General features: G+C 71.5%; 17 protein-coding genes. 15 read left to right on the top strand and 2 right to left on the bottom strand.

Annotated features, from left to right (window positions below; all coding sequences use genetic code 11):
• Window positions 1-35 precede the first annotated feature (35 nt).
• The 9 genes from glgX to IF29_RS0132365 all read left to right on the top strand — a co-directional run bounded on the left by glgX (window position 36) and on the right by IF29_RS0132365 (window position 10,947).
• Window positions 36-2,423: a glycogen debranching protein GlgX gene (gene glgX / locus IF29_RS0132325; RefSeq protein ID WP_084715324.1), complete on the top strand. Its 2,388-nt coding sequence runs from the start codon at window positions 36-38 to the stop codon at window positions 2,421-2,423.
• Window positions 2,424-2,477: 54 nt separating this feature from the next.
• Window positions 2,478-3,011 carry a sigma-70 family RNA polymerase sigma factor gene (locus tag IF29_RS0132330; RefSeq protein ID WP_030262448.1) on the top strand — a complete coding sequence of 178 codons (534 nt, stop codon included), beginning with the start codon at window positions 2,478-2,480 and terminating at the stop codon, window positions 3,009-3,011.
• Window positions 3,008-3,715 carry a zf-HC2 domain-containing protein gene (locus IF29_RS44015; RefSeq protein WP_051726306.1) on the top strand — a complete coding sequence of 236 codons (708 nt, stop codon included), beginning with the start codon at window positions 3,008-3,010 and terminating at the stop codon, window positions 3,713-3,715. Before IF29_RS0132330 ends, IF29_RS44015 begins: the two co-directional genes overlap by 4 nt.
• A gap of 332 nt (window positions 3,716-4,047) precedes the next feature.
• A complete protein-coding gene (locus IF29_RS0132340) occupies window positions 4,048-5,835 on the top strand; it encodes an ABC transporter ATP-binding protein (RefSeq protein ID WP_030262455.1) in 1,788 nt (595 codons plus the stop codon).
• Window positions 5,832-7,811: an ABC transporter ATP-binding protein gene (locus IF29_RS0132345; RefSeq protein WP_084715325.1), complete on the top strand. Its 1,980-nt coding sequence runs from the start codon at window positions 5,832-5,834 to the stop codon at window positions 7,809-7,811. Before IF29_RS0132340 ends, IF29_RS0132345 begins: the two co-directional genes overlap by 4 nt.
• 107 nt (window positions 7,812-7,918) lie before the next feature.
• On the top strand, window positions 7,919-9,091 hold the full coding sequence (locus tag IF29_RS0132350; RefSeq protein ID WP_030262461.1) for a WXG100 family type VII secretion target: 1,173 nt from the start codon (window positions 7,919-7,921) through the stop codon (window positions 9,089-9,091).
• An 11-nt stretch (window positions 9,092-9,102) separates the two neighbouring features.
• A complete protein-coding gene (locus tag IF29_RS47080; RefSeq protein ID WP_030262464.1) occupies window positions 9,103-9,837 on the top strand; it encodes a hypothetical protein in 735 nt (244 codons plus the stop codon).
• Between the two features lie 22 nt (window positions 9,838-9,859).
• On the top strand, window positions 9,860-10,174 hold the full coding sequence (locus IF29_RS47085; protein ID WP_030262466.1) for a type VII secretion target: 315 nt from the start codon (window positions 9,860-9,862) through the stop codon (window positions 10,172-10,174).
• Window positions 10,174-10,947: a hypothetical protein gene (locus IF29_RS0132365; protein ID WP_030262469.1), complete on the top strand. Its 774-nt coding sequence runs from the start codon at window positions 10,174-10,176 to the stop codon at window positions 10,945-10,947. Before IF29_RS47085 ends, IF29_RS0132365 begins: the two co-directional genes overlap by 1 nt.
• A 48-nt stretch (window positions 10,948-10,995) precedes the next feature.
• Here IF29_RS0132365 and glgP read toward each other — a convergent pair whose 3' ends face one another.
• Window positions 10,996-13,689 carry an alpha-glucan family phosphorylase gene (glgP, locus tag IF29_RS0132370; protein WP_030262471.1) on the bottom strand — a complete coding sequence of 898 codons (2,694 nt, stop codon included), beginning with the start codon at window positions 13,687-13,689 and terminating at the stop codon, window positions 10,996-10,998.
• A gap of 885 nt (window positions 13,690-14,574) precedes the next feature.
• Between glgP and IF29_RS0132375 the strand changes: the two genes are divergently transcribed.
• From IF29_RS0132375 to aroA, 5 genes are all read left to right on the top strand, one after another.
• Window positions 14,575-16,533 carry an alpha-1,4-glucan--maltose-1-phosphate maltosyltransferase gene (locus IF29_RS0132375; protein WP_030262474.1) on the top strand — a complete coding sequence of 653 codons (1,959 nt, stop codon included), beginning with the start codon at window positions 14,575-14,577 and terminating at the stop codon, window positions 16,531-16,533.
• Entirely contained in the window at window positions 16,530-18,242 is a 1,713-nt protein-coding gene (treS, locus tag IF29_RS0132380; protein WP_030262477.1) for a maltose alpha-D-glucosyltransferase, read from the top strand. The genes IF29_RS0132375 and treS overlap by 4 nt, the downstream gene beginning before the upstream one ends.
• A gap of 223 nt (window positions 18,243-18,465) precedes the next feature.
• Window positions 18,466-20,052 carry a maltokinase N-terminal cap-like domain-containing protein gene (locus tag IF29_RS0132385; RefSeq protein WP_198037606.1) on the top strand — a complete coding sequence of 529 codons (1,587 nt, stop codon included), beginning with the start codon at window positions 18,466-18,468 and terminating at the stop codon, window positions 20,050-20,052.
• A 105-nt stretch (window positions 20,053-20,157) separates the two neighbouring features.
• Window positions 20,158-22,521 carry a 1,4-alpha-glucan branching enzyme gene (gene glgB / locus IF29_RS0132390; RefSeq protein WP_198037607.1) on the top strand — a complete coding sequence of 788 codons (2,364 nt, stop codon included), beginning with the start codon at window positions 20,158-20,160 and terminating at the stop codon, window positions 22,519-22,521.
• Window positions 22,522-22,603: 82 nt separating this feature from the next.
• Window positions 22,604-23,857 (top strand): 3-phosphoshikimate 1-carboxyvinyltransferase, encoded by a 1,254-nt coding sequence (aroA, locus tag IF29_RS0132395; RefSeq protein WP_030262483.1) that lies wholly within the window; start codon window positions 22,604-22,606, stop codon window positions 23,855-23,857.
• Between the two features lie 148 nt (window positions 23,858-24,005).
• On the opposite strand, the gene IF29_RS0132400 is transcribed toward aroA, so the two are convergent.
• Window positions 24,006-24,677, bottom strand: coding sequence for a pyridoxamine 5'-phosphate oxidase family protein (locus IF29_RS0132400; protein ID WP_030262484.1), 672 nt, complete (start codon window positions 24,675-24,677; stop codon window positions 24,006-24,008).
• Window positions 24,678-25,036: 359 nt separating this feature from the next.
• Between IF29_RS0132400 and IF29_RS0132405 the strand changes: the two genes are divergently transcribed.
• Window positions 25,037-26,530, top strand: coding sequence for an APC family permease (locus IF29_RS0132405; RefSeq protein ID WP_030262487.1), 1,494 nt, complete (start codon window positions 25,037-25,039; stop codon window positions 26,528-26,530).
• Window positions 26,531-26,679 lie beyond the last annotated feature (149 nt).

Consider the following 26,679-nt stretch of genomic DNA (forward strand, 5'->3'; position numbering starts at 1 on the left):
GGAACGGGACTCCCCGCAGCGGGGAGGTACGTGTCATGACGGCTTGGCAGGGGGCGGGTGACCGGGATGGCAGCGATCCGGACGGCGGGCGGGCGCGGCTGCGGCTGGTAGCGGCGGAGCAGCAGGCGCCGCCGGTGCAGCGGCCGGCCGCCGGGGCGCCGCTGCGGACCGCGCCCGCCACGGAGCCGCAGCCCGGCGGGGCACAGCCCGCCCGGACCGGGACGGTCGAGGTGTGGCCGGGGAGCTGGCAGCCGCTGGGGGCCCGCTTCCACATCGGCCCGGACGGACGTCCCGGCACCAACTTCGCCCTCTGGGCGGCCGGGGCCGAGGCGGTCGAGCTCTGCCTCTTCGACGAGGAGGACCAGGAGACCCGCCATCCGCTGCACGAGCAGAACTTCCAGACCTGGCACGGCCACCTGCCCGGAGTGCTGCCGGGGCAGCGCTACGGCTTCCGGGTGCACGGCCGCTGGGACCCCTGGACCGGGGCCCGCTGGAATCCGGCCAAACTGCTGCTCGACCCCTACGCGCGGGCGGTCGACGGGACCTTCCGGCTGCACGACTCCATGTACGGGCACGTCCACGGCTGGCCGGAGCGCGAGGTCGCGGACACGGTCAGGGACAACCGCGACTCGGCCCCGCACATGCCCAAGGCCGTGGTGGTCCACGACGACGACGACTGGTCCGACGACCGGCGGCCGAAGACCGCGTGGGCCGACACCGTCCTCTACGAACTGCACGTCAAGGGCTTCACCCAGCGGCACCCGGGCATCCCCGAGCAGCTCCGCGGCACCTACGCGGGCCTGGCCCACCCGGCCGCGATCGAGCACCTGACCCGGCTCGGGGTGACCGCCGTGGAACTGCTGCCGGTGCACCAGTTCGCCGACGAGGAGCACCTGCAGCGGCGCGGCTCGGGCAACTACTGGGGATACAACTCCATCGGCTACTTCGCCCCGCACGCCGGCTACTCCGCGTCCGGCACCAGGGGCCAGCAGGTCACCGAGTTCAAGCGGATGGTGCGGGCGCTGCACGCCGCCGGGATCGAGGTGATCCTCGACGTCGTCTACAACCACACCGCCGAGGGCGGCGAGGGCGGTCCCACCCTGTCGCTGCGCGGCATCGACAACGCCGGCTACTACCGGCTGCAGCCGCACAACCGCCGCGCCTACGCCGACTTCACCGGCTGCGGCAACACCCTGGACAGCAACCAGCCGCAGGTGCTGCGGCTGATCACCGACTCGCTGCGGTACTGGGTCGCCGAGATGGGGGTGGACGGCTTCCGCTTCGACCTGGCGGCCGCGCTGGCCCGGTCGCCGTTCGAGGTGTCGATGCTGGCGCCGTTCCTGTCGGCGGTCTCCCAGGACCCGCTGCTGAGCCGGGTGAAGCTGATCGCCGAGCCCTGGGACGTGGGCCTCGGCGGCTACCAGGTCGGCGGTTTCCCGCCGCTGTGGACCGAGTGGAACGACCGCTACCGGGACACCGTCCGCGACTACTGGCGCGGCGCCCGGCCGGACGTCAGGGAGCTGGGCTACCGGCTGGCGGGCTCGTCCGACCTGTACCAGCAGGGCGGGCGCCGTCCCTACGCCTCGGTCAACTTCGTCACCGCGCACGACGGCTTCACCCTGCGCGACCTGGTCTCCTACAACGGCAAGCACAACCAGGCCAACGGCGAGGACAACCGGGACGGCACCAACGACAACCACTCCTGGAACTGCGGGGTGGAGGGCGAGACGGACTCGGCCCAGGTCAACGCCCTGCGCCGGCGGCAGCTGCGCAACCTGCTGGCGACCCTGCTGCTGTCCACCGGGGTGCCGATGCTGGTGGCCGGCGACGAGATGGGGCGCACCCAGGACGGCAACAACAACGCCTACTGCCAGGACAACCCGATCAGCTGGGTGGACTGGTCGCTGCTGCGGGAGTCGCCGGACGGGGAGCCGGGCTGGCGGGCGCTGACCCAGCTCACGGCGCGGCTGATCCGGCTGCGCCGGGCGCATCCGGTACTGCGCCAGCGCGCGTTCTTCTCCGGGCGCCCGGCGCATCCCGGTGGGTTGCGCGACCTCACCTGGTTCACCGCGCGCGGGCGCGAGATGACCGAGGCCGACTGGTACACCCCCGGCGCCACCCTGGGGATGTACCTGTCCGGGGACGAGATGTCCGAGCGCGACCCGCTCGGCCGCGAGCTCACCGACGACAGCTTCCTGCTGGTCCTGCACGCGGACCACCGGCCGACCAGGTTCCTGCTGCCCGGGCCGCCCTGGGCCGAGGCCTACGAGTCGGTGGTCGACACCGCGCTGGAGGACCAGGCCGAGGCGCCCGGCCGGCGGTACCCGGCCGGCACCGGCCTCACCGTCCCCGGGCGGACCCTGCTGCTGCTGAGGATCTGCCCGCCGGCGGAACCGGCCGGTCAGGACGCCGGACCGGATTGACGCGCCGGGTGAAGCTGCTTGAACCTTTCCCGCAGGTGGTGCGTACTTGAAGGCGTGGACCACTCGCAGGCGCGCGATTCGGAGTTCGTGCGCTCCCTCTACTCCCGGTACGGGCGCTCGGTGCTCGGCCGGGTCCTGGGGCTGGTCCACGGCGACTACCAGCGGGCGGAGGACATCGTGCAGGAGACCTTCCTGCGCGCCTGGCAGCACCAGGACTCGCTCGACCCGGACCGGGCGGGCCCCTGGCTGCACACCGTCGCCCACAACCTGGTGGTCTCCGCCTACCGCAAGATCAAGGCCCGGCCGGCCGAGTCGCCCTTACCGGAGGACGAGGGCGGCGAGTGGGCCAAGGGTGACGGGGACCTGGAGCTCGACCGGATGCTGGAGCGCTGGCAGATGCTGGAGGCCATGCGCGGACTGCGCCCCGAACACCGGGCCGTGCTCATCGAGGTCTACTACCTGCGCCGCACCGTGGCCGAGACGGCGGAGCACCTGGGGGTGCCGGTCGGCACCGTCAAATCGCGCTGCTACTACGGGCTGCGCGCCCTGAGGAACGTACTGGAGGAGAGAGGGGTGACATCCCGATGACGACGCCGTGTCAGGAGAGCGTCTCGCTCGGCGCCTATCTGCTCGGGGCCCTCGATCCCGAGGAGCGCAGGGCGCTGGAGCGGCACATCGCGGGCTGTGCGCACTGCCGCGCCGAACTGGTGGAACTCGCGCCGCTGCCGGGGCTGATGCGGCACACCGCCTTCGAGGAGCTGCCGGAGACGGCGGAGGTCGCCGAGTCGCTGAGCCCGGCCCGGGAGCAGCCGCCGGAGGCCGACTCCGCCGGACTGCGCCCGCTGCCGGTACCGACCCAGCACCGCAGGCGCAGCCGGAAGCGCGCGGCCCTGGCCGCCGGGCTGGCACTGGCGGCGTGCGCCGCCGGGGTTGGCGTGTACTCGGTGGCGGAGCGCGGCGGCGGTGCCGGCCGGGCCGCCACCGTGCAGGCCGCGGCGACCTGGGGCGCGACCGACCCGACCACCCACGTCTCGGCGACCGCGGCGCTGTTCCCGGAGGCCTGGGGCACCCAGTTCCAGCTGAAGCTGGGCGGGCTGCCCTCCGACATCACCTGCCACCTGGTGGTGCACGGGAAGGACGGGGCCACCGAGACGGCCGGCACCTGGGGCTCGGGCTACGCGGTCTCGGCCCAGGTCCCCGCCTCCACCTCGATCAGCCCCGCCCAGATAACCGGTCTCGACGTGCTCGACGGAACCGGGAAGCTGCTGGTGCACCTGCCCGCGGGCAGGTGACCTGGTAGCAGCGGTCCGAACGGCCGCCGACCCCCCTGGCAGCAGGGGAGTCGGCGGCCGTTCGCGGTCCCGGGGGCGACCGCTCCAATTCTCCGGGGAGCGACCCCCCGTACCCCCACGCAGACCCGAGGTGGCGGGCCTGAGACAAGCGGACACCGCCCGGAATGCCTGAGCAAAAACCAGGTGAGGATTGTCAGTGGTGAGCCGTACGCTCACAGACGATGTCCAGTGCCTCCTCCCCCGTGCCCACCCCGCAGGCGCCACCAGCGCCGTCCCTACCGGAATCCACAGCGCCGGCCACCCCGGACGCCGACAGACCGGATGCTGCCGCCATGACCGAGTCGCCCCCGCCCGCCCACTCACCCAAGCGTTCGACCGTGCGCTCACTGCTGCGCATCTGGCCGTACGCCCGGCCGATCCGCTGGTACCTGGTCGGCTCGACCTCCGCGGCCATGGTGGCCTCGCTGGCCGGTCTGCTGATCCCGCTGGTGCTGAAGCAGATCGTGGACGGACCGGTGTCGCACCACGACGCGGCCGGCCTGTGGTGGCCCGCCGCGCTGCTGCTGGTGCTCGGGCTGGCCGAGGCGCTCTTCTTCGGGGTGCGCCGCTGGCTGCTGGCCCGGCCGCTCTCCGGCGTCGAGCGGGTCATGCGCGCCGACCTCTACGCCCGGCTGCAGCGGCTGCCGGTGACCTTCCACGACCGCTGGGCCTCCGGCCAGCTGCTGTCCCGGGCCACCTCGGACATGTTCACCATCCGGCTGTTCCTGGCCTTCCCGCTGGTCTTCCTGATCGTCAACTCGATGGTGTTCCTGGTCGGGATCGGCATCATGTTCGCCCTGGACTGGCAGCTCGCGGTGATCGCGGTGCTGCCGGCCGCGCCGCTGATCATGCTGTGCTCCTACTTCGAGCGCCGCTACTCGGCCGCCGCCCGGCTCGCCCAGGACCAGAACGGCGACCTGGCCACCATCGTCGAGGAGTCGGTGCTGGGCATCCGCATCCTCAAGGCCTTCGGCCGGCACCGGACCATGGCGCAGCGCTTCCGCGCCCAGGCCCGCGAGCTGCGCGGCACCGAGCTGAACAAGGCCCGGCTGCTGGCCAACCTGTGGGCGGTCATCGTCGGCCTGCCCGAACTGGCCCTGGGCACCGCGCTGGCGGTCGGCGTGGTCCAGGTCGCGCACGACGTCACCACGGCCGGAACACTGGTGGCGTTCCTCTCCACGGCACTGGCACTGCGCTGGCCGGTGGAGTCGCTCGGCTGGCTGCTGGCGTACAGCAACGAGGCCGCGACCGCCACGGACCGCTTCTTCGAGGTGCTGGACACCCCGCTCGCCGACGCGGAGGACCGGGTGACCAGCACCGGTCCCGGCGCCGGCGGCAGCCGTGACGGCATCCGCTTCGAGGGCGTGCGCTTCCGCTACCCGGACGCGCCGGCCGACACCCCGGACCTGCTCCAGGGCGTCGACCTGCACATCCGCCACGGCGAGACGATGGCGCTGGTGGGCAACACCGGCAGCGGCAAGACCACCATGACGGCGCTGCTCCCCCGGCTCTACGACCCGAGCGCGGGCCGGATCACCCTGGACGGCGCCGACATCACCGCGCTGTCCCGGGCCAGGCTGCGCGAACTGGTCTCGGTGGCCTTCGAGGAGCCCACCCTGTTCTCCGCCTCGGTGCGGGAGAACGTGCTGATGGGCGCCCCGGAGGCGAACGAGGAGGAACTGCAGCGGGCCCTGGACGTGGCCCAGGCGCAGTTCGTCAGGGCCCTGCCGCAGGGCACCGACACCCAGGTCGGCGAGCAGGGCCTGAGCCTGTCCGGCGGCCAGCGGCAGCGGCTGGCGCTGGCCCGCGCGGTGGTCGGCACACCGGACTTCCTGGTGCTGGACGACCCGCTGTCGGCGCTGGACGTGCACACCGAGGCTCAGGTCGAACGGGCCCTGCGGCGGGTGCTGGCCGACACCACGGCCCTGGTCGTGGCGCACCGGCCGAGCACGGTGCTGCTCGCGGACCGGGTCGCGATGCTGGTCGACGGGCGGATCGCGGCCGTGGGCACGCACCACGAGCTGCTGGAGACCTCGCCCGCCTACCGCGAGCTGATGTCCGGTGAGCGGGTGCCGGCATGAGCGACACCGGAACCGTCCTGACCGAGCGCCAGTTGACCGAGCGCCAGTTGACCGACCGTCAGTCCAACACCACGGAGGCCGCAGTGGAAGCGGAGACGCTCGACGAAGCCCTCGTCGAGGAGCAACTGCCGGATCCGGCCGAGCCCGTGGCCGAACCCGCGGCCACCGCCGAGGGGGAGGACATCCCGGTCCCGCCGGGTGCGCCCCGCGCGCTGCTGCGCTCGCTGATGGGACCGCACCGCAGGCGGATCGTCCTCGCGGTGCTGATGATCGTGCTGCAGCAGGCCGCGCTGCAGGTGGGGCCGCTGCTGGTGTCCATCGCCATCGACCGCGGCATCCCGGCGCTGCGCGACCACGACGCCGGGCCGCTGATCGCCGTCACCGCCGGGTACCTGGGCTGCGCCGCGGTGGCGACGCTGCTGCAGCGCGCCTTCATCCGGCTGTCCGGGCTGATCAACCAGGACATCCTGTTGGAGATGCGCCGGCGGATCTTCCGCCACGCCCAGCTGCTCAGCCTGGACTTCCACGAGCGCTACACCTCGGGACGGATCATCTCCCGGGCCACCAGCGACGTGGACGCGGTCCGGGAGTTGCTCAACGAGGGCCTGCAGGAACTGCTCTCGGTGGCCCTGCAGATCATCTACATCAGCGGGCTGCTGCTGGTCCTGGACTGGCGGCTGGGCCTGGTGTCCATCGCTTCGGCCGGTCCGGTCTTCCTGCTGCAGCGCTCCTACCGGATCCGGTCCAGGGAGATCTACCGGCGGTCGCGCTCCGCGGTGGCCTCGGTGATCGTGCGCTTCACCGAGACCATGAACGGCATCCGCCCGGTGCAGGCCTTCCGCCGCGAGGAGGCCAACGACGCCTCGTTCGCCGTTCCCAACGCCGAGTACGCCAAGTCCAACGCGGACAGTTCGCTGTCCATGGCGCTGTTCATCGCCTCGGCGCGGCTGACCGCCAATCTGTGGATCATCGGGGTGGTGCTCTGGGGCGCCTACCTGGTCGCCGACCGGGAGCTCGAACTCGGGGTGCTGGCCGCCTTCGTGCTGTACCTGCGACGGCTCTTCGACCCGATCGACCAGCTGGCGATGTTCGTCAACAGCTACCAGTCGGCGGCCGCGGCGCTGGAGAAGATCGCGGGCCTGCTGGCCCACGAGCCCTCGGTCCCGGAACCGGTCGAAGCGGTGCCGCTGCCCGAGCAGCCCGCACAGTCGGAGAGCGCACCCTCGGAGACCGCGCTGACCGGCCGTGAGATCGTCTTCGACGAGGTCGGCTTCGCCTACCGCACCGGCAAGCAGGTGCTCCCGGAGTTCTCGCTGCGGATCCCGGCCGGCCAGAGCGTCGCCGTGGTCGGCGCCACCGGCGCCGGCAAGTCGACCCTGGCCAAACTGCTGGCGCGGTTCTACGACCCGACCGGCGGCCGGGTGCTGCTGGACGGCGTGGACCTGCGCGAGCTGGCAACGGCGGAACTGCGCAGGGGCGTGGTGATGGTCACCCAGGAGTCCTTCCTGTTCTCCGGGACGGTCGCCGACAACATCGCCGTCGGACGCCCCGGCGCGAGTCGCGAGGACGTCGAGGCCGCGGCGAAGGCCATCGGCGCGCACGCCTTCATCAGCGCGCTGCCGGAGGGCTACGACACCGACGTCCGCAAGCGCGGTGGTCGGATCTCGGCGGGCCAGCGCCAGTTGGTGGCCTTCGCCAGGGCCCTGCTGGCCGACCCGTCGGTGCTGATCCTGGACGAGGCGACCTCCTCCCTGGACGTCCCCGGCGAACGGGCCGTCCAGGAGGCCATGCGCACCGTGCTGGCCGGACGCACCGCGGTGATCATCGCGCACCGGCTGTCCACGGTGGAGATCGCCGACCGGGTGCTGGTGATGGAGCAGGGCCGCATCGTCGAGGACGGCAGCCCGTCCGACCTGATCGCCGGCACCGGCCGCTTCAGCCGACTGCACGAGGCCTGGCGCGACAGCCTGGTCTGACCGCCCCTACACCCCCTGCCGTCCGGCAGGGGGTGTAGCTTTTGCCGGGTCGTTCGCGTCGGACCGAATCGACCAGCCGCGGCTGGCAACGCGAGGGGAGTCGGGCCATGACCCGTGACGGAGGCGGCAGCGGGGGCGGCGGCGGTGAGGTCGTCGTCGAGATCCCGCCGGGCGATCCGGCGGCGCTGCACCGGCTGGCCGACGCCCTGGACAAGCACGCGACGGCGGTGCTGAACCTGGGTCAGGACACCGGGTCGAAGACGGCCGACGTCAGGACCAGGGCCAACTGGTCCGGCGCCGCGGCGGACGCGTACACCGGGTTCACCGGCGCGGCCTCGGGCGGGATCAGCGCGCTGCATCCGCACCTGACCGCGATGGCGGCCTCCGTCCGCACCTACGCGGACACCCTCGACGGCGCGCAGAAGCGGGTGCAGACCGCGATCGACACCGCCAACACCGCCTCCAAGAACGGCGCCCCGGACGCCCAGACGCAGATCGACGCCGCGAAGAAGGCGTCCAGCGACGCCAAGACCGAGGTCGACGGGGCCGGCGACAAGGCCGGGGCGGAGGTCGAGGAGGAGAAGCACGGCCTGGAGAAGTTCCTGGAGGTCATCGAGCCGTACCGGAAGGCCAACGAGTGGATCCACGTCCCGGTCGACGTGGCGACCGAACCGCTGACCGAGGCGATTCTCAAGGCGCTGGGCACCGGGAAAGAGGCGGCCAGGGACCAGCTGAAGGATCTGTCCAAGGAGTTGCATCAGCTGTATGACGATCAGGTCCAAAGCGTTGCACGTGACTTCGACCACGGCGATGCCTCCATGGACGACGTCGAGGATGCTTTCGCCAAGTACTTCGTCGACAGCAAAGGTATCGACGACGGCATAGGTGACGCGGCCAAGTCCCTGCGGGGCTGGGAGATGGGCTCCAAAGTGCTGGGCGTCACGGCGATCCTCGGCGATGCGGCAACCATTGTGGACCCCGAGGACAAGGGGACGATGGGCTGGGTCGACCGGGGAGCCGCCGGTGTCAACATGGGCGCGATCGGGACCGACCTGCTCGCCGCAAACTACCTGGACGAGGTACCGATCGTCGGTGAGGTCGTCATGGTGGCCGACGTGGCGACCGGGGTGTATCTGGCCGGTGACTTCCTCTACCACCACTTCAAGCCGTTTCACGACGTCGCCAACACCGTGGGTCATGGGGTCGCCTCGGCCGCCGAGGCCACCGCTCACGGCGTGTCCTCGGCAGCCCACAGTGTCGCGCACTTCTTCGGCTGGTAAGGACTGGAATCATGACCGAGAACCCGTTGAAGCGCCCCGGCAGCTATGTCGACGACTCTCCAGAGCAACTGCTCTACGAGGAGCGACACTGTGCGATCGGCCATCCGGTGACCACCGCGTTCTGGTCCGGGGTCGGACTGGCTCTGGTCGGTGTCCTGCTCGCCGTGCTCAGCGGCCACTCGTCCTTCTACCTCGCGACGATCATGGGGGCGGTATTGGCCGGCTATGCCGTTCTCTTCTTTGCAGCGCTCCGGCCCTTCGGTATCCGGATCACCACCAAGCGGGTCATTGTCGGCGCCATCGCCTTCTCTGACGGACGCGACGTGGCAGCAGGGACCCGGCGAGACGGCACAGTACCGCCACGCAGATGGGTGTACAGCTGCGGCTGGGAGGGTGTCAGGTCGATCGTGATCGCCACTGGTGCAGGTGAAGCCAGGCGTCTGATCGATGAGTCCAGGGACAGGACCAATCTGTCCGCCACAGGTGTGGTTCCGAATAGATGGTCCACGCCCCTGGGTATGCTCCGCGTCCCCGGCGCTCCGACCCTGCTGGCGATCCGCGTCGATCCGGCCCTCGCGGAGTATCCCCGGGCACGGCAGAAGAGGCACAAGTTCTGGACGGAGTCCCCCGTTCTGGGCGTGCCGACCCAGCATCCGAAGAAGCTGCGACAGGCTCTGGCCTCGTTTCCACGGGCCGACAGCATCACCAACGAGATCACCTACAAGGCCAAGCGACCGTCCTACTGACAAAGCGAGCGAGGGAGAACAGATGACCGACCAGCTCCAGGTCCACACCGGTGAACTCTCGACCGGCGCGGGGGAACTCGGGACCCTTGTGGGGCAGTGCGAGACCGCTACCGAGGGGCTGGCCTCGACGTTGATGGAGCTTCAGGCCGTGGCCGGGCACCCCGGCCTCGCTGCGGCGCTGGGCGGGGCGAACGAGTCGGCCACCCGGACCATGCTCTCGGTGGGCAAGGTGCTCGCCTTCATCGGCGAGGGCCTGAGCAGCAGTGCCAAGGAGTACGCCGCCACCGAGGCGGCCAACGCCAAGAGGTTGAACTCGATACACCGGACGGCGAACTGATGACGACCAGCGACTTCCGGCAGACGGACGTCGACGAGGCCGAGGCGATCATGGCCATGGTGGACGCCGAGGGCGGCGCCCCGCTGCCCCAGCTCACCGACACCGACCTCTGCGTCTTCTCCGACGCCTTCGCCACCCTCCTCGACAAGGACGTCTGGACGACGTGGCTCGCGCTGCCCGACCCGGAGCGGATCCGCCGCGCCGAGCTGGCCCAGGGGTTCCTGGCCGAGCGGCGGCTGCTGCGGCTGGTCGAGGACGGCTGCGCCCCGGAGGTCGCCATCCAGCCGAAGCTGGGCTACATCCTGGCGGCGCGGCAGCGCCCCTCCTTCGTCGCGGTCTGCTCGGTCCCGGGCACCGCGCAGCCGTCCGCACCGCATCTGTTCGGGCTGTCCGACCAGAGCCGGAGCGAGCAGTGCCTGCTCGCCGAGCAGGTCACCCCCAGGACCGTGCCGGTACTCGGCCGGATCCGCGAGTACGGCCTCTTCCTGCCCCGCCGGGCCGGCAACTTCGTGGCCGGCTGGGCGGCCGGCACGCTGCGGCTCCCGGGCGGCGGCAACGAGTCGGTCGTCGTCGACCTCTACGACCATGCGACGCAGGCCCAGGACGACGGACCGACGGTGGAGCGGATGACGATCCGTCACTCCGCAGCCGACGGCACCCTGCGGGTCGAGCACGTCCGCCCCGGCGGCGGCTACACCCAGCGCGGCCGGCTGGACCAGGACGCCCTCGCGGACCAGCTCGCCCTTCTCTTCAACAGGACCCTGACCCGATAAGGACCAGGGACGGGCCCCGCGGAGGGGCCCGTCCCTGTTGACGTCCGATCAGCGCAGCAGCCCGGAGTCCATCCCGCCGGTCTCGGCCGGGACGGCGATCAGGCCGAGCTCCGCGCTGGAGGCGAGCAGCCGGTGCGCCGGGAGGATCCGCACGGTGTAGCCGAACGGCCCGGTGCGGCCCAGCTCCAGCGGGCCCTCGTAGCGCCAGCGGCCGTCCAGGTCGGCACGGTCGGCGGCCTTCAGCGAGACCGCCGTGGCGTCGGTGATCCGGTCCGCGTCGTCGACCCGGCCCGAGACGACCTGGACGTCGACGTCGGAGGGGTCGAGGCCGTCGAGGGCGACATGCACCCGCAGCGCCAGCGTCGTGCCCAGCTCCGCGCTGTCCGCGCTGTCGGCGGTCTCGCCGTGGTCGACGCCGACCCCCGGCCAGGCCGCCCTGACCCGGGCCTTCCAGGCGGCGAGCTCCCGCGCGCCGGCGAAGGATTCCAGCCCGGTGCCGTCCTCGGCCAGGATGCGCCTGGCCTCGGCGGCCGGGGTGTAGAGCCGTTCGACGTACTCGCGGACCATCCGCCCGGCCAGCACCTTGGGGCCGAGGGTGATCAGGGTGTGCCTGACCATCTCGATCCAGCGGGACGGCAGGCCGTCCGAGCCCCGGTCGTAGTAGCGCTGGGCCACCTGGTGCTCGATCAGGTCGTAGAGGCCAGCCGCCTCGATGTCGTCGCGCCGGTCCGCCTCGGGCCCGTCCGGGTCCATGCTGCCGATGCCTTCAGCCGTCGGGATCGCCCAGCCGTTGGAGCCGTCGTACCACTCGTCCCACCAGCCGTCGAGCACCGAGAGGTTCAGTCCGCCGTTGAGGGCGGACTTCATCCCCGAGGTGCCGCAGGCCTCCAGCGGGCGGAGCGGGTTGTTCAGCCAGACGTCGCAGCCCGGGTAGAGCGCGGAGGCCATGTCCATGTCGTAGTCCGGCAGGAACACGATCCGGTGCCGTACCGCCGGGTCGTCGGCGAACTGCACCATCTTCTGGATCAGCCGCTTGCCGCCGTCGTCCGCGGGGTGCGCCTTGCCGGCCACCACGATCTGGATGGGACGGGTCGGGTGCAGCAGCAGCGCCCGCAGCCGCTCCGGGTCGCGGAGCATCAGCGTCAGCCGCTTGTACGAGGGCACCCGGCGGGCGAAGCCGATGGTCAGCACGTCCGGGTCGAGTATCCCGGCGACCCAGCCCAGCTCGGCCTCGCTGGCACCGCGCTGCCGCCAGGAGGCGTGCACGCGCCGGCGCGCCTCGTCCACCAGCTGTTCCCGCAGCCGGCGGCGCAGCTCCCAGATCTCCCGGTCCGGGATCTGCTCGATGCCGTGCCAGCGGCGGGACTCGCCCACCATCATGGCTTCCTCGGTGCGTTCGGCGCCGATCTCCTTGGAGCCGAGCCGCACCACCTCCGGGTCGATCCAGGTGGGGGCGTGCACCCCGTTGGTGACCGAGGTGATCGGCACCTCGTCGGCGTCGAATCCCGGCCAGAGTCCGTTGAACATCTCCCGGCTCACCCTGCCGTGCAGGGTGCTGACCCCGTTGGCCCGCTGGGCCAGCCGGAGACCCATCGCGGCCATGTTGAACAGGCCGGGGTCCCCGCCGGGCCAGGCCTCGGCGCCGAGCGCGAGCACCCGTTCGGCGGGTACCCCGTCCAACTGGGCGTCGCCGCTGAAGTGACGTTGCACCAGTTGGCGGTCGAAGCGGTCGATCCCGGCCGGGACCGGGGTGTGCGTGGTGAAGAGGGTGCCGGCGCGGACCGCCTCCAGCGCGGTGTCGAAGTCCAGCCCCTCGGTCTTCCCGTCGGCCCCGGAGGCCACCAGCTCGCGGATCCGCTCCACCCCGAGGAAGCCGGCATGGCCCTCGTTGGTGTGGAACACCTCGGGCTCGGCGTGCCCGCTGAGCCGGCAGAAGGCGCGGACCGCCCGCACCCCGCCGATGCCGAGCAGCATCTCCTGGAGCAGTCGGTGCTCGCTGCCGCCGCCGTAGAGGCGGTCGGTGACATCGCGTTCGGAGGCGGCGTTCTCCTCGATGTCGGAGTCCAGCATCAGCAGCGGCACCCGCCCCACCTGGGCCTTCCAGATGCGGGCATGCAGCTGCCGGCCGCCGGGCAGGGCCAGCGTGACGGTGCTGGGGCTGCCGTCGGCCTCACGCAGCTGGCTGACGGCGAGTTCGTTGGGGTCGAGCAGCGGGTAGCGCTCCTGCTGCCAGCCGTCCTTGGACAGGGACTGGCGGAAGTAGCCGTGGCGGTAGAGCAGACCCACCCCGATGATGGGAACGCCCAGGTCGCTGGCGGCCTTGAGATGGTCCCCGGCCAGGATCCCGAGACCGCCGGAGTACTGCGGCAGGGTCGCGGTGATACCGAACTCGGGCGAGAAGTAGGCGATGGCGGCGGGCAGGCCGGGCGGGTCCGGCAGGGCGAGCTGGTTCTGGTACCAGCGCGGACCGCTCAGATAGTCGTTCAGATCGTCGGCGGCGTCGCCGAGACGGCGCAGGAAGCGCCGGTCGGCGGCGAGGGCGGTGAGGCGCTGCGGGGCCACCTGGCCCAGCAGCCGCACCGGGTCGCGGCCTGCGGCCTCCCAGGTCTCCGGGTCCACCTCGCGGAACAGCTCGCGGGTGTCCGGATGCCAGGACCAGCGCAGATTGAGCGCCAATTCGCCGAGGGCTCGAAGGGGTTCGGGCAGGACGGTGCGGACTGTGAAACGTCGGATTGCCTTCACCCAAGCGAAGATAGCGTGAGCCGATGCGGCTTGCGAAGCTGGTTCAGGAGGCCGCGGCACCCGCCCGGCGCGCTCCGGTGGAGCAACGGCCCCGAATCTCACTCGGACGGCGGAATGGCGCACAACGGCGCAGGTAGGCGCATGGGGGCGCATGTTCACACAGCCGAAATCCCTTCGTAGCACGGCCGTCGCCCGTGCGGCCCGCGCACTCCGTCACACCTGACGAACTGTCGTTCCAAGTGGCTGAAACCTGGAGATACCCGTGCGCGGTACACCGTGACGGTGCGAGGATCGAGGCAGGTCGAGAGAGTTCACGCAGGGTGCGGCCGGCGCTCTGCGTTTTCCAGCCACAGCTTGTGCTCCGCCCTCCGCGTGTCCCCCTCCCCACGTGCTCGTTGTAGGCAGCGGGCCACGAAGCCCGTGACGGAACGGGGTGCGGCGCGCCGGTGCGCGCCCCGGCGCGTATCGGCCGCGGCTGCGGTGACCACCGCACGCCAGGTTGACGGAGTAGTCCGGGGGAAGGCTCTCGGGGTCACTCCTTCGGGTCTGGGTCGGGTCAACGATGACGCCGGGTCGACATGACTCCACGTCACGACGTGCCCCTCCCGACCGGCACAGCCCTCCGGCGCCGACCGGACGCACCCTCCCCCTCGGAACCGGGTGCTATCCCGGACGGCCGCCGCCGATCGTGGTCAGGAGCGGGAGATGCGGGACGTGCGGGAATCGCACCAGGAGCAGGTGGAGCCGACCAGTGGCACCAGCGGCACCGGTAAGACCAGAACCACCAGAACCACCGGCAGGACCAGCACGACCCGTACGCCCCGCGCCCCGCGCAGCCCACAATCAGCCAAGCCGGTGAAGACCGCAGAGGACGAACAGCAACACATGATCGGCCGAATCCCCGTCCTGGACGTCAGCCCCCGCGTGGACTGCGGCACCCGTCCGGCCAAGTCCGTGGTCGGTGAGCCCTTCGAGGTCAGCGCCACCGTGTTCCGTGAGGGCCATGACGCGGTCGGGGCCAATGTGGTGCTCCGCGACCCCAAGGGCCGCAGCGGCCCGTGGACCCCGATGCACGAGCTGGCCCCCGGTACCGACCGCTGGGGCGCCGAGGTGGTCGCCACCGCGCCCGGCCGCTGGACCTACTCGGTGGAGGCCTGGAGCGACCCGCTGGCCACCTGGCGGCACCACGCCGAGATCAAGATCCCGGCCGGCATCGACACCGCGCTGGTCCTGGAGGAGGGTGCGCTGCTGCTGGAGCGCGCCGCCCCCGGCGTCCCCAAGAAAGAGGGACGGGCCCTGGTCCTGGCCGCCGCGGTCACGCTGCGTCAGGCCGAGCTGGACCCGACGGCCCGGCTGGCGGCGCTGGACGTGGAACTGACCCGGATCCTGACGCGCTATCCGCTGCGCGAACTGGTGTCCGCCTCCCGACCCTCTGCCCTGCAGGTGGACCGGGAGCGGGCGCTGTACGGCTCCTGGTACGAGTTCTTCCCCCGCTCCGAGGGCGCGGTGGTGGACCACCGGGGCCACCGCGCACCCGTCTCGGGCACGCTGCGCACGGCGGCCGAGCGGCTGCCGGCGGTGGCCGCGATGGGCTTCGACGTGGTCTACCTGCCGCCGATCCACCCGATCGGCCGCGCCTACCGCAAGGGGCCCAACAACAGCCTGGACGCGGGCCCCGACGACGTCGGCTCGCCCTGGGCGATCGGCTCGCCCGAGGGCGGCCACGACGCGGTCCACCCCGATCTCGGCACCATCGAGGACTTCGACGCCTTCGTGGCGAGGGCCGCCGAACTGGGCATGGAGGTGGCGCTGGACTTCGCGCTGCAGTGCTCCCCGGACCACCCCTGGGTGGAGAAGCACCCGGAGTGGTTCACCCGCCGCGCGGACGGCACCATCGCCTACGCGGAGAACCCGCCGAAGAAGTACCAGGACATCTTCCCGATCAACTTCGACCAGGACTTCGAGGGCCTGGTCGCCGAGACCCTGCGGCTGCTGCGCTACTGGATGGCGCACGGGGTACGGATCTTCCGGGTCGACAACCCGCACACCAAGCCGGTGCTGTTCTGGGAGAAGGTGCTGGCCGACATCGCCCGCACCGACCCCGACGTGCTGTTCCTGGCCGAGGCCTTCACCCGCCCGGCGATGATGCACACCCTGGGGAAGATCGGTTTCCACCAGTCCTACACCTACTTCACCTGGCGCACCGGCAAGCAGGAGCTCACCGAGTACCTGACCGAGCTCTCCGGGGAGGCCGCCGCCTACATGCGGCCCAACTTCTTCCCCAGCACCCCGGACATCCTGCACGCCTACCTGCAGCACGGCGGCCGCCCCGCCTTCGCGATCCGGGCGATCCTGGCCGCGACGCTCACCCCCAGCCTGGGCATCTACGCCGGCTACGAGCTCTACGAGAACGCCCCGGTGCGCCCCGGTTCCGAGGAGTTCCTGGACTCCGAGAAGTACCAGCTGCGCCCGCGCGACTGGGCCCGTCCGGACTCGCTGGCGCCGCTGCTGACCACGCTGAACACCCTGCGCCGCGAGCACCGCGCGCTGCAGCTGCTGCGCAACCTGCGGTTCCACCACACCGACAACGACCAGGTGCTCGCCTACTCCAAGCGCCACGGCGAGGACACCGTGCTGGTGGTGGTCAACCTGGACCCGCACCACACCCACGAGGCCACCCTCTCGCTGGACCTGCCCGCCCTCGGACTCGGCCCGGGCGACCTGGCAGAGGTCCACGACCAGCTCAGCGGCGCGCACTACCGCTGGGGCGACCACAACTACGTCCGGCTCGACCCCACCCAGCAGCCGGCTCACATCCTCACGGTCCGGAGGGCCGACTCGTGATCGTCAACGAACCCGTACCCGACACCTTCACCGACACCCCGCAGAAGGACCGCGACCCCGACTGGTTCAAGCGCGCGGTGTTCTACGAGGTCCTGGTCCGCTCCTTCCAGGACAGCAACGGGGACGGCGTCGGCGACCTCCGCGGCCTCACCTCCAAGCTGGACTACCTCCAGTGGCTCGGGGTGGACTGCCTGTGGCTGCCGCCCTTCTTCGCCTCGCCGCTGCGCGACGGCGGCTACGACGTGGCCGACTACACCGCCGTGCTGCCCGAGTTCGGCGACCTGGCCGACTTCGTGGAGTTCGTGGACTCCGCCCACCAGCGCGGCATGCGGGTGGTCATCGACTTCGTGATGAACCACACCAGCGACCAGCACCCCTGGTTCCAGGCCTCCAGGAACGACCCCGACGGCCCCTACGGGGACTACTACATGTGGGCCGACGACGACAAGGCCTACGCCGACGCCCGGGTGATCTTCGTCGACACGGAGACCTCCAACTGGACCTTCGACCCGGTCCGCAAGCAGTACTACTGGCACCGGTTCTTCTCGCACCAGCCCGACCTGAACTTCGAGAACCCTGCCGTCCAGGAGGAGATCCTGGCCGCGCTGCGGTTCTGGCTGGACCTGGGCATCGACGGGTACCGGCTGGACGCGGTGCCCTACCTCTACGCCGAGGAGGGCACCAACAGCGAGAACCTGCCGCGGACCCACGAGTTCCTGAAGCGGGTGCGGGCCGAGATCGACGCCAGCTACCCGGACACGGTGCTGCTGGCCGAGGCCAACCAGTGGCCCGAGGACGTCGTCGACTACTTCGGCGACTACTCCAAGGGCGGCGACGAGTGCCACATGGCGTTCCACTTCCCGGTGATGCCGCGGATCTTCATGGCGGTGCGCCGCGAGTCCCGCTACCCGGTGGCGGAGATCCTGGCGAAGACCCCGAAGATCCCCGACAACTGCCAGTGGGGCATCTTCCTGCGCAACCACGACGAGCTGACCCTGGAGATGGTCACCGACGAGGAGCGCGACTACATGTACGCGGAGTACGCCAAGGACCCGCGGATGCGGGCCAACGTGGGCATCCGCCGCCGGCTGGCGCCGCTGCTGGACAACGACCGCAACCAGATCGAGCTGTTCACCGCGCTGCTGATGTCCCTGCCGGGATCGCCGGTCCTCTACTACGGGGACGAGATCGGCATGGGCGACAACATCTGGCTCGGCGACCGGGACGGCGTCCGCACCCCGATGCAGTGGACCCCGGACCGCAACGCCGGTTTCTCCTCCGCCGACCCGGGCAGGCTCAATCTGCCGACCATCATGGATCCGGTCTACGGCTACCAGGTGACCAATGTCGAGGCGCAGATGAGCAGTACCAGCTCGCTGCTCCACTGGACCCGCCGCATGATCGAGATCCGCAAGCTCAACCCGGCCTTCGGCCTGGGCTCGTACGCGGAGCTGCCCTCCAGCAACCCCGCCGTGCTGGCCTTCGTCCGCAAGCTGGCGCTGCCCGACGGCGGGGACGACATCGTCATGTGCGTGAACAACTTCTCCCGCTTCGCCCAGCCCACCGAACTGGACCTGCCGGAGTTCGAGGGCCGGCACCCGGTGGAGCTGATCGGCGGGGTCCGCTTCCCCGCCATCGGCAAGCTGCCGTACCTGCTCACCCTGGCCGGCCACGGCTTCTACTGGTTCAGGCTCCGCCGAGCGGAGTAACGCCCCGTCACCCACCCCTCCACCCACCCGTCCCGTCCGCCCCGAGGAGCAGCGCAGCCCACACACTCGAACGGCGTACCCCGGCACGCGGGGGCGGTCCGTCCCCGCGTGCCGAAGCCTTCACGCCGTCAGAATCCGGGAGACTGGCAGACCCGGCAGCGGGGCCGATCCGCCTTCGGCCTCCTCGCCGCCGGGGTTGCCGCGCCCCCGGGGAAAGGGAGAAATGTCCGACACCTCCCGGCCTCGTACGCTTGCCGCCACGACCACCGCCACGGCCTCCTCGACCACTCCCTCCACCACCGCGGTGCGCGGCACCGACCTCGACGCCCTGATCCGCACGGTGCTGCCGCTGCTGCACGACTGGCTGCCGCGGCAGCGCTGGTTCGCCGGGAAGCACCGGCCGATCACCGCCGTCTCCCCGGCGACGGTCACCCTGCTCCCCGGCAGCGCCGACGAACCGCTGCTGCTGCACCTGCTGCTGAAGGTCGAGTACTCCTCGGACCAGGCCGACCTCTACCAACTGCTGCTCGGCGCGGGCCCGAACGCCCCGACCGCCACCGGCGCCGGCGCCGAGCGGGCCCGCGCCGCGGTCATCGGCCGGATCGGCGGCGGCCCGCACGACGGCCTGCTGACCTACGACGCCAGCCACCACCCCGCGCTGGCGCTGCGGCTGCTGCGGACGATCATCGGCGGCGGCCTGCCGCAGGGCAGCCGGATCGGCCCGCTGGTCTTCCACGCCCCGCACGGTCCGGACCTCACCGACCTGGCCGCGCCCGGCAGCCCGGCCCGGGTCGGCACCGCCGAGCAGAGCAACACCTCGATCGTCTACGGCGACAGCGCCATCCTCAAGCTGTTCCGCCGGATCACCCCGGGCCTCAATCCGGACCTGGAACTCTCACTGGCCCTCAGCCGGGCCGGGTCGGGACGCGTCCCCACCCCGCTGGCCTGGTTCGAGGGCGACCTCCCGGACGCCCCCGGCGACCCGGCCACCCTCGGCCTGCTGCAGCGCTACCTGCTCGGCGGCAAGGACGGCTGGGAGTTCGCCCTCGCCCACGTCAGCAGGCTGCGCACCGACCCGGAGTGGATGGGCAGCCGGGACGGGCACCCCAGCGACCACATCACCGGCAACTTCTCCGCGGAGTCGTTCCTGCTCGGCCGGGCCACCGCCGAGGTGCACCTGGCCCTGGCCCGCACTCTGCCGGTGACCGTGCTGGACCGCCCGCAGATCGAGGCCATGGCGCAGGCCATGACCCGCCGCCTGGAGGCCGCGGCGCTGGCGGTCCCGGCGCTGGCCCCCTACCGGGAGCCGCTCCGGCGGATCTTCCAGGACCTGGCCAGGTCCGCCCGCGACGGCAGGCTGCTGCGGGCCCAGCGGATCCACGGCGACCTGCACCTGGGCCAGTCGATGCGGACCGCGCGCGGCTGGGCGCTGCTGGACTTCGAGGGCGAGCCGGCCAAGCCGCTGGAGGAGCGGCGCCGGGTCCAGCCCGCCGTCCGCGACGTCGCGGCGATGCTGCGGTCCTTCGACTACGCTGCGGCCCACCTGCTGACCGAGCTCGCGCCCGGCGATCCGGAGCTGCCCCGGCTCAGCGGCCTGGCCTCGACCTGGGCGCTGCGCAACCGCGCCGCCTTCTGCGCCGGCTACGCGGCGGCCGGGGCCGAGGACCCCACGGCGGATCCGGTGCTGCTGCACGCGATGGAGACGGACAAGGCGGTCTACGAGGTCGTCTACGAGGCCGGGAACCGGCCCGAGTGGCTGGCCATCCCGCTGTCGGCGGTCGTCCGTCTCGCGCAGGCCGCCGGAAGGTAACAGTCCGTTGACCCCGCTCCCCTAACGTCGTGCTCCGACGTCCCACCAGTCCAGCACCGACCCACCCGCCCCACCCGACCCACCACCCACAGGAAGGCACCGGCCGTGACCGAGTTGGACCCGACCCGCCCCATCGCCTCCGCCGCCGACCGACCCCGGCCCGCGGCTGTCGAGCCGCAGGTCACCGTCGTCGAGCCACGGCACGAACCCGTCCAGGACGACGGCCCGGCGCAGGTCCCGGACGCCGGGGTCCCCGAGGCCGAGGTCCCGGACGCGTCGCTGCCGGCCGCCGAGCTGGCCAGGCTGGTGGACGGCTGGCACCACGATCCGCACGGGGTGCTGGGCGCGCACCGGGTGCCCGGCGGGACGGCGGTACGGGTGCTGCGTCCGTTCGCGGAGCGGGTGGTGCTGGAGACCGCCGAGGGGTCGCGTCACCCGATGGCGCATCAGCAGGACGGCCTGTTCACGGTGCTGCTGCCGGGTGCCGCGCCGGCCTCGTACCGGCTCCGGGTGACCTACGCCGGCTCCGAGACGTTGCAGGACGACGGCTACCGGCTGCTGCCCACGCTGGGCGAGACGGATCTGCACCTGATCGCCGAGGGCCGGCACGAGCAGCTGTGGGACGCCCTGGGCTCGCACCCGGGCACCGTGCAGGGCGTCACCGGCACCGCCTTCGCGGTCTGGGCGCCCAACGCCTCCGGGGTGCGCGTCATCGGGGACTTCAACGGCTGGAACGGTGCCGCGCACCCGATGCGGTCACTGGGCGGGTCCGGGGTCTGGGAGCTGTTCATCCCCGGCATCGGCGAGGGCACCCGCTACAAGTACGAGATCGCCACCCGGGACGGTCGGCTGCTGCAGAAGGCCGACCCGCTGGCACAGGCGACCGAGGTGCCGCCGGCCACCGCCTCGGTGGTGCACGCCTCCAGCCACACCTGGCACGACCAGGACTGGCTGGCCCGCCGCGCCGCCGGCACCGCCCACGACCGGCCGATGAGCGTCTACGAGATCCACCTGCCCTCCTGGCGACCGGGCCTGAGCTACCGTCAGCTGGCGGTGGAGCTGCCGGCCTACGTGCGCGACCTGGGCTTCACCCATGTCGAGCTGATGCCGGTGATGGAGCACCCGTTCGGCGGCTCCTGGGGCTACCAGGTCTCCGGCTTCTACGCCCCCACCTCCCGCCTCGGGTCCCCGGACGACTTCAAGGCGCTGGTCGACGCGCTGCACGCGGCCGGCATCGGGGTGATCGTGGACTGGGTCCCGGCGCACTTCCCCAAGGACGACTTCGCGCTGCGCGAGTTCGACGGTCAGCCGCTGTACGAGCCGGCCGACCCGCTGCGCGCCGAGCACCCGGACTGGGGCACCCTGGAGTTCGACTACGGGCGCACCGAGGTGCGGAACTTCCTGGTCGCCAACGCGGTGTTCTGGTGCCAGGAGTACCACGTGGACGGGCTGCGGGTGGACGCGGTGGCCTCGATGCTCTACCTGGACTACTCCCGCGAGGGCGGCGCGTGGTCGCCCAACGCCGACGGCGGGCGGGAGAACTGGGACGCGGTGCGGTTCCTGCAGGAGATGAACGCCACCGTCTACCGCCGCTGCCCCGGCGTGGTCACCGTGGCCGAGGAGTCCACCGCCTGGCCGGGCGTCACCCGCCCCACCGACTCCACCCACGAGGGGCGCAGCGGGCTGGGCTTCGGGCTGAAGTGGAACATGGGCTGGATGCACGACTCGCTGCAGTACATGAGCCACGAGCCGGTCCACCGCAAGTACCACCACAACGAGATGACCTTCTCGATGGTGTACGCCTACTCGGAGAACTACCTGCTGCCGATCTCGCACGACGAGGTGGTGCACGGCAAGGGGTCACTGGTCGCCAAGATGCCCGGGGACTGGTGGCAGCAGCGCGCCAACACCCGCGCCTACCTGGGCTTCATGTGGGCCCACCCGGGCAAGAAGCTGATCTTCATGGGCACCGAGTTCGCCCAGGGCGCCGAGTGGGACCACGACACCGGCCCGCAGTGGTGGGTGCTGGCCGACGACTGGCCCGCGGCGGCGGACCACCGCGGGGTGCAGGAGCTGGTCCGCGACCTGAACCGGATCTACCGCGACGCCCCCGCGCTGTGGCAGCAGGACACCGACCCGGCCGGCTTCTCCTGGATCGACGGCGGCGCCGCCGAGGACAACGTCTTCAGCTTCATCCGCAGCGACCGCAGCGGCCGCCCGCTGATCAGCGTCACCAACCTCTCCCCGGTGGTCCGCCAGGACTACCGGATCGGCCTGCCGACCGTGCGCGCCGACGTCCGGGACTCGGTCTGGCTGGAGGTGCTCAACACCGACGCCGAGGTCTACGGCGGCAGCGGGGTCGGCAACCCCGACCCGGTGAAGGCCGAGTCCGTCGCCTGGAACGGCCGCGACACCAGCGCCCTGCTGACCCTGCCGCCGCTGGCCACCATCTGGCTCAGCCCGGCCTGACCGCCCACCGCACCGGGTGCGGTGCCCGTCCGCACACCGGACGTACCGCGCCCGGCCCCGGCACCGGTCCTAGGCTCTTCCCATGACCGTCGTCCAGATCCCCGGCTCGAAGTCCATCACCGCCCGCGCGCTGTTCCTGGCCGCGGCCGCCGAGGGCAGCTCCGTGCTGCGCCGGCCGCTGCTGTCGGACGACAGCGAGGGTTTCGTCCAGGGCCTGGCCACCCTCGGCTACCGGGTGGACCGGCAGCCGGAGGCCTGGACGATCGAGGGCCGCCCGGCCGGACCGGCCGTCGCCGAGGCGGAGGTCTACTGCCGCGACGGCGCCACCACCGCGCGCTTCCTGCCCGCCCTGGCCGCCGCCGGCCGCGGCACCTTCCGCTTCGACGCCTCCGAGCAGATGCGCCGCCGCCCGCTAGGTCCGCTCACCGGGGCCCTGCGCGAGTTGGGCGTCGACCTGACGCATGAGCTGGCCGAGGGGCACCACCCGCTGACCGTCCGCGCCGACGGCATCAAGGGCGGTGCGCTGACCCTGGACGCCGGGCTCTCCTCGCAGTTCCTCACCGCGCTGCTGCTGGTCGGTCCGCTGACCGCGGAGGGCCTCGACATCACCGTCTCCGACCTGGTCTCCGTCCCCTACGTGGAGATGACCCTGGCCATGATGCGGCGCTTCGGCAACGACGCGCGCCGGGTCGGCGACACCTTCCACGTGCCCCCGCAGCCCTACCGGGCCACCGACTACCTGATCGAGCCGGACGCCTCCACCGCCAGCTACTTCCTGGCCGCCGCCGCGCTCACCGGACGCACCGTCACCGTCCCTGGGCTGGGCTCGGGCTCACTCCAGGGCGACCTCCGCTTCGCCGAGGTGCTCCGGCGGATGGGCGCCGAGGTGGAGCTGGGCACCGACTCGGTAACCGTGACCGGCCCCGAGCGGCTGAGCGGTGTGACCGTGAACATGCGCGACATCTCCGACACCGTCCCCACCCTGGCCGCGATCGCCCCCTTCGCCGAGGGCCCGGTCCGGATCGAGGACGTCTACAACACCCGGGTGAAGGAGTGCGACCGGCTGGCCGCCTGCGAGCAGAACCTGGCCGCCATGGGGATCGGGGTCAGCACCGGCCGCGACTGGATCGAGATCCAACCGGGCCGCCCCACGCCGGTGACCGTCGCCTGCCACGGCGACCACCGCATCGCCATGGCCTTCAGCGTTACGGCCCTCGGCCTGGCGAAGAACGGCATCCCCGGCGCCCTCACCCTCGACGACCCCGGCTGCGTCCGCAAGACCTTCCCGGGGTTCCATCAGGCACTGGCTGAGCTGCGCGCAGAGTGGCAGCTCTGAGGTGGTTGGCCGCGCACGCTTTCAGCAAGCAGAGCCCCGCGCCCCCAGGGGTCTGCAACTGGCCCAGTTGCACACGTCAGGGGCGCGGGGCTCTGCTTGATCAACTGCGTGCGCGACAAGCCATGCACAGCCCGCAGCCGACGACAGGTCAGTTCCGCCCCACCCGCGCAACGATGTGCGACGGCGCCGGCACACCCGGCGGCAGCGCCGGGTCAGGAACCGGCTCTCCCCAGACCTGGTGCAGCGGCAGCTCCCCCGCCCAGAGCCCCAGCTCCGCGTCGGGTCCGTCGCCGTCCTCCGGCGGCCCCGCGCTGATCTTGACCGAGGCCTCGTCCAGGCTGAGCGCCAGCAGCGTGGTGGCGGCGAGCTCCTTGCGGTCGGGGCGGCGGGCGTAGTCCCACTGCCCCGGCGCCGCCTGCTCGCTGAGCACCCGCAGCCCCTCCAGCTTCTCCTCCGCGTCGGTGACCTGCCGGGGCACGCCGTAGACCATGGCGCAGCGGTAGTTGACGCTGTGCTCAAACACCGAGCGGGCCAGCACCAGGCTGTCGACGTGGGTGACGGTCACGCAGACCGTGGCCTCCGGTGCCGCCACCAGGCTGCGGCTGGCCACCGAGCCGTGCAGGTACAGGGTGTCCGCGGTGGCCCCGTAGACGGTGGGCACGACCATCGGCGCACCGTCGAGCACGACCCCCAGGTGGCAGAGGAACCCGGCGGCCAGCACGGCGTCGAGCTCGGAGCGGTCGGTGCGGCCGTTCTCGCGCAGCCGGCGCAGCCGGGTGCGGTCGCTGCCGGACAGTGCCGGGCGTGGTGTTTCAGGCATATGTCATCCATGGGTCAACGAAATCAGTTGCGATTATCGGATTCTTGCATGGATTCCGCAGTTGTGAAGGACCAGTAAACGAAATCCGCCAAACCATTGCCAGCGGGGTGAGCGGACGGGCACCATATGGCACGCATTCATGCCACTGGTGCCGAAGCGGCAATCCCGCCTCCCGAAATCCGCTGGCCACACCCCCATCTCCCGCGGCGCCGCCGCACCGTGCACCGTCGCACGCCCCTCAGCACCCGCACGTACCCCTTGTCGTACGCACCCCTGCCGTGAGGCCCCCGTTGCCGCGCCCCCCACGCGCCACACCCTCCGGCGGCGGCTCCAGGAGAGGCACCACGTTGTCCAACGACATATCCGTCGAGAGCAGAGGCGGCCTCCGGGCCAATGTGCTCAGCGGCTTCGACACCGTCATCATGGCCCTGGCCGGCAGCGCCCCGGCCTACTCCCTGGCGTCCACCACCGCGGTCCTGGTCGGTGCCGCCGGACTGGTCAGCCCGGCCGCCCTGCTCTGGTGCGCCATCCCGATGCTGGGCATCGCCTGGGCCTTCAACTACCTCGGCCGGCTGGACGTCAACGCCGGCGCCAGCTACTCCTGGGTGGGGCGCGCCCTGCACCCCGCGCTGGGCTTCCTCAGCGGCTGGTCCCTGGTGGTCTCGGCGACCATCTTCATGGTGGCCGGCTCGCTGCCGGCCGGGCAGTACACCCTCTCGCTGTTCAGCGACAGCGCCGCCAACAACACCTGGGCCTGCATCGCGGTCGGCTCGGTGGCCTTCCTGGTGATGGCGCTGCTGGTGCTGCTGGGCGCCCGGATCACCGCCCACGCCCAGTGGATCATGACCGGCATCGAGGTCGCCATCCTGGTGGTCTTCGGCATCGCCGCCCTGGTGCACGGCGGCTCGGCCGCCACCTTCTCCTGGTCCTGGCTGTGGGGCTTCGGCCACTTCGGCGGGGTCAAGGGCTTCGCCGGTGCGGCCCTGATCGCCGCCTTCTACTTCTGGGGCTGGGACGTCACCGCCAACCTCAGCGAGGAGACCAGCAACAGCAAGAAGAACTCCGGCCTCGGCGGACTGGTCGGCGTCATCGCGGTGTTCGCGCTGTTCGAGATCGTCACCATCGCGGTGAACATGATCATCAGTCAGAAGGAGATCCTGGACGAGAACTCCGCGCCGCTGCTGACCACGCTGGGCAATGTGGTCTGGCCGGGCGCCGGCGGCAAGATCCTGGTCATCGCGGTAGTGCTGTCCACCGTCGCGACCCTGGAGACCACGCTGATCCAGGTCACCCGCTCGCTGTTCGCCATGGGCCGCGACAAGACCATCCCGGCCGCCTTCGGAAAGTCGCACGCCCGCTGGCAGACCCCCTGGGTCGCCATCCTGGTGGTCGTCGTGGTCTCGCTGGGCCTGTTCGTCGCCTCCAACTCGCTGGGCAGCGTAACCAAGATCATGGGTTACGCCGTCGCCGCCATCGGCCTGCAGATCTCCATCTACTACGCGCTGGCCGGACTGGCCGTCGTGGTGGCGTACCGCAAGCTGGTGCTGAAGTCCGTCTCCAACGCCGTCTTCGTCGGCCTCTGGCCGCTGGCCGGCGCCGTCTTCATGGGCTTCCTCTTCGTCGAGAACTGCATGACCCTCGACCTCACCACCATCCTGATCGGCCTGGGCGCCCTGGCCCTCGGCCTGATCCCGATGGCCTACTACTGGGCCAACGGCAGCGACTACTACCGCCCCGGTGCGGTCCGCCTGGACGCCACCGCCGCCGACGAGGTCGACGCCCTGTACGGGCAGAGCACGCTGACCGCCTCCGGCACCGGCAGCAGCGGCTCCGGACTGGCCACCGATATCTGATCTGACGTCAGATATGGGCAGTCACCACGCGTTTACACACAGCCAGTAGCATCAGCGGGTGTCGGATCCGGTTCCTCCGGTTCCGACACCCGCTGTCGGCGCTTCCGGGCCGCCACGCGCCTGCTCTCCGCCCCGTGCTCGACAACCCG

The sequence above is a fragment of the Streptacidiphilus jeojiense genome (assembly GCF_000719095.1).
In the GTDB taxonomy this organism is placed as follows: domain Bacteria; phylum Actinomycetota; class Actinomycetes; order Streptomycetales; family Streptomycetaceae; genus Streptacidiphilus; species Streptacidiphilus jeojiensis.

Coding starts and splice junctions, on each gene's coding strand:
- glgX (WP_084715324.1), top strand. CDS start 36: ATGACGGCTTGGCAGGGGGCGGGTGACCGGGATGGCAGCGATCCGGAC.
- IF29_RS44015 (WP_051726306.1), top strand. CDS start 3,008: ATGACGACGCCGTGTCAGGAGAGCGTCTCGCTCGGCGCCTATCTGCTC.
- IF29_RS0132340 (WP_030262455.1), top strand. CDS start 4,048: ATGACCGAGTCGCCCCCGCCCGCCCACTCACCCAAGCGTTCGACCGTG.
- IF29_RS0132345 (WP_084715325.1), top strand. CDS start 5,832: ATGAGCGACACCGGAACCGTCCTGACCGAGCGCCAGTTGACCGAGCGC.
- IF29_RS0132350 (WP_030262461.1), top strand. CDS start 7,919: ATGACCCGTGACGGAGGCGGCAGCGGGGGCGGCGGCGGTGAGGTCGTC.
- IF29_RS47080 (WP_030262464.1), top strand. CDS start 9,103: ATGACCGAGAACCCGTTGAAGCGCCCCGGCAGCTATGTCGACGACTCT.
- IF29_RS47085 (WP_030262466.1), top strand. CDS start 9,860: ATGACCGACCAGCTCCAGGTCCACACCGGTGAACTCTCGACCGGCGCG.
- IF29_RS0132365 (WP_030262469.1), top strand. CDS start 10,174: ATGACGACCAGCGACTTCCGGCAGACGGACGTCGACGAGGCCGAGGCG.
- IF29_RS0132375 (WP_030262474.1), top strand. CDS start 14,575: ATGATCGGCCGAATCCCCGTCCTGGACGTCAGCCCCCGCGTGGACTGC.
- IF29_RS0132385 (WP_198037606.1), top strand. CDS start 18,466: ATGTCCGACACCTCCCGGCCTCGTACGCTTGCCGCCACGACCACCGCC.
- aroA (WP_030262483.1), top strand. CDS start 22,604: ATGACCGTCGTCCAGATCCCCGGCTCGAAGTCCATCACCGCCCGCGCG.
- IF29_RS0132400 (WP_030262484.1), bottom strand. CDS start 24,677: ATGCCTGAAACACCACGCCCGGCACTGTCCGGCAGCGACCGCACCCGG.